General features: G+C 25.4%; 2 protein-coding genes and 1 pseudogene (1 of these 3 cut by a window edge). 1 reads left to right on the top strand and 2 read right to left on the bottom strand.

Going from position 1 to position 3,975, the window contains the following annotated elements; genetic code table 11:
• Positions 1 to 4: 4 nt before the first annotated feature.
• Complete coding sequence (gene murD, locus BN1173_RS02990) at positions 5 to 1,360, bottom strand: UDP-N-acetylmuramoyl-L-alanine--D-glutamate ligase (RefSeq protein ID WP_040236494.1); 1,356 nt, start codon at positions 1,358 to 1,360, stop codon at positions 5 to 7.
• A gap of 24 nt (positions 1,361 to 1,384) precedes the next feature.
• Positions 1,385 to 2,732, bottom strand: a pseudogene (locus BN1173_RS02985) (MATE family efflux transporter).
• A 476-nt stretch (positions 2,733 to 3,208) separates the two neighbouring features.
• On the opposite strand from BN1173_RS02985, the gene BN1173_RS02980 reads away from it, so the two are divergent.
• Positions 3,209 to 3,975 carry the 5' portion of a M15 family metallopeptidase gene (locus tag BN1173_RS02980; protein ID WP_052456024.1) on the top strand. It continues 37 nt past the right edge of the window, so the window shows 767 of its 804 coding nt (coding positions 1-767); its start codon is at positions 3,209 to 3,211; its stop codon lies off the right edge, out of view.

Genomic DNA, 3,975 nt, shown 5'->3' with positions numbered 1-3,975 from the left:
GAATTTAAATCATACTATTCACTAAATTTTTAAAACAAATTCCTCGATCAAACTCATTATGAAAAAGCTCAAAAGAGGCACTAGCTGGAGAAAATAAAACTATATCATTTATCATAGCTATTTCTTTAGCATAACAAACACATTCTTTTAAAGATGAAAAAATAAAATAATTAACATTTCTTGATTTTAAAAATTCAATAATTTTTAAAGTAGCACTTCCCTGTAGTAAAATCCAAGTTTTTACAAAACTTAAAATATTATCAAAAATTTCAAAATTCAATTCTTTATCAGTTCCGCCAGTAATCAAATGGATTGATTCTCCATGGACCTTTAAACTCTTAATAGAAAAAACTGTAGAATCAGGAATTGTTGATGCCGTATCATTATAATACTTAACGCCATTAAATTCTTTTACAAATTCTAACCTATGTTCAATACCATCAAAAATAGACACAATCTCAGAAGAAATATTCAAATTTAAATGCAAATAATTTGCAACAAAAACAGTAATCATTTTAGAAATTAATAACACAATTTTCGATTCATTAAGAACACCTATCTCTCCATCATTCAAATATACTTTTCCATCCTTAAAATAAAAGATATCTTCTTTAAAATCTACGGGCATAATTTCTGAAAATAAAACAATCTTAAGATTATGTTTAAACCTAGAAAAGTAATTATAATAAGCTTGATCTTGCACAATTAAAATTCCAGAATTTTGATTTATAAAGATTTTTGCCTTATCTTCTATATAATCATCAAAATTTGAATAATAATTTTGATGATCACAATAAACATTTGTAATAATGCTAATCATAGGAGATAAACTCTTAATATCATGCAATTGCCAAGAAGATAGTTCCAAAATAATTGGCGATATTCCATCAAGTTCGTCCAAAAAATTTAAAGGAGATATTCCAATATTACCTCCAAGCTTAGCATTAGGATAACTAGCAACTAAAACTCTATACAAAAGAGATGCTAGGGTTGATTTTCCCTTAGTTCCCGTAATAGCAACAATTGGATTTTTATTAAACATTAAAAATAAACTAATCTCACTCTCAATTCTTTTTGCAAGCTTTAAATACTGATTATCAAAGCTTACACCAGGATTTTTAATTACAACATCTGCTCTCTTAAAATCATCCTCATTATGATATCCTAAAACGTATCGAATTTTATCTTTAAACTGTTTTAAAGAATTAATACTTGGAGTTAACTCAATTTCATTTCTTAAATCCGTAATTACTAAATTACCACCATGTTTTAACAAAAACTTTGCAACAGCCAGACCTCCTCCATGAAGCCCTAAACCCATAATTAAAAAATTTTTACCTTTAATTTCATTTAGACACACAACACAAATATTATAACAAAATAATTAACCTGTTCTAATAGACTTAATCCATTTAGTACTATAAAAATAAGGTAAAGAAATGCCAAATTTAATGACATCTTCAAGAGTTGGAATAAATACAACAAGTTCAAAAGGAGTTTGAGTATAATTTGCTAAAAAATATGCAATGGGAATTGTATAAATTAAAGTTACAGCACCCTCCATAACAGCCCCAAAATTTGGAGATGCACCTGCACGGAAAAACCCAAATAAATATTGAAATGCAAGTGATGTAAAAAAAGCTGAAATGGAATAATATCTTAACATAACCCCCGTAAGGCTAGCATACTCTAATTTATAAAAAACATAAGGAGCTATAAATGATAAAGTAAACATTATAATAGAAGTTAAAGCGGCCAAAGCAAGACCTATTTTACCCAAAAATATTGCAACAGACATTATTTCATACTTATCATTATTCATTTCATGTCCCATCACAATATTAACAGCAAAACAAAAAGCATGAACTATATTAAATCCAATAAAATAAGTAGAAAAAGTTATGCTATATGCTGCATATTTAGCAGTATCAATTCTTGAAAAGATTGCACTTAAAACAAAATATCCTATATACCAAATAAAATCATTTAAAAAGATTGGAACAAAAACTTTAATTAACTCAGAAAATATTACAGGATTGATTTTTAAGTTTTCAAACTTAAGATAAAAATGTGAATTTACATTAAAAACAGTATAAAAAAGATAAAAAACAAGCTCAAGTAGACGAACCAATGTAGTTGCAATAGCAGCACCAATTACTCCCATATTAAAAACAAAAATAAACATATAATTAAAAACTATATTTACAATAACTGAAATAATAGAAGTAACAATCTGAATTTTAGTGACCTTAACAACTTTTAGAGAATTCGCAATAATTCCCTTAACAACGGCAAATATAAAAGAATAAACAGCAATATTCAGCATAAGATACGCCATAAGATACGGCTATTAAGTGAGGTTAGATATGAATTCAAGTAAAAAATATGTATAAAATAATGAAACTAAGATAAATAAAAAAGAAAAAAAGAAAATTATTGCAATACTTTTACCATAATGTATTTTTAAAACTATTAATATCACCTTGCGAATATTGCCTTGTAGCCAATATATTATAAGCTCCCATTACAGCAAATGCAATAGTACTAAATAACTCAAACAATTTATTTGCAAGAGAAACACCAACAACAGGATAATCACCAAGGTAAGACACCATAATATTATCTGTAAATGCAACAATATTAAACAAAAAGAATTCAATGACTGTTGGAATTGCAATATTAAAAACATCTCGATAAACACTGCTTTTCTTGGATTTGCTTAATGAATGCATAACCTCCTCCTAAATATAAAAAAAGCAAATTTTCAAATTGTTAGGAAAAACAAACAAAACCAACTTAAAAAATATACTATAAAAAAATAACAAAAATACCTTTATTAAATAAGATCAACATGAATTTTAAATTCATATTACTCATATAATATCCTTAATTGCTATTATAATATATTTTTAAAATTAAAGCTGCTTCCTATAATGAATTCCCTTTAGCCAATTATCTTTTAAATAACCTAAAACAACAACTAACAAAAATGTTCCTGGCTTTTTAACATATCTTTGTATCATTTACAGTAAATTTCACAATAATTACATTAATTACAATTTTTATACAATAACACCAAATCTTACTTAATTTAGCATTTATAAAAACAAAATTAAAAACTAAAACTAATACGTTATTCATCAATAACAAAAGCTCAACATAATATAACTATATATTAAACTGGATAATGCAATATAATTATATACTAATGATATCTTTTAATATTTTTTCACTAATTTTTTTAGTTAGTAATTTAATTAATAACCCTTCTTTAGAAGCAAATACAATATCAAAACAAGACTTTCAAACTTTACTTAATATCATAAAAACTCTAGATCAAGTTCATCAAAAACAAATAAAAGAACAACCTATCTCATTTATTCAAGAACTAAAACCATTATTTGAAGCGGAAGAAAACAATTTACTAATACTTGTAAATAAAAAAATCCCTATTCCTAAAGGATATAACCCAACTGACTTGGTTTATTTAAAAAATTTCAAAGAACTTAAAAACATTGGCAAAGAAAACCTCAAATTAAGAAAAATATTAATAAATGACTTAATTGATCTTATAAATGCAGGCAAAAAAAATGGTTTACAAATAAAAATAATATCAGCATATAGAACAAAAGAATACCAAAATTTTTTATTCAAATATAATGTAAAAACATATGGCATAAAGTCAGCACAGATACAATCAGCAATTTCTAATCACTCACAACACCAATTAGGAACAACAATAGATTTTATCAATACAGATGATAACCTATTAAATACAAAAGAAGGAAAATGGCTTTATGAAAACTCATCAAAATATGGATTCTCATTATCATATCCAAAAAAACATGAAAAAGAAACTGGTTATAAAGCAGAACCTTGGCATTACATGTACATTGGAAAACAAGCATGTGCCNNATTAATACATTTTTGTTTAGATTATTTACATTTATTTCTTGAATTTTGGCTTCTATATTT

Origin of the sequence: Borrelia crocidurae (assembly GCF_000825665.2) — a bacterium.
In the GTDB taxonomy this organism is placed as follows: domain Bacteria; phylum Spirochaetota; class Spirochaetia; order Borreliales; family Borreliaceae; genus Borrelia; species Borrelia duttonii.
This window is presented reverse-complemented; position numbering and strand designations above follow the sequence as displayed.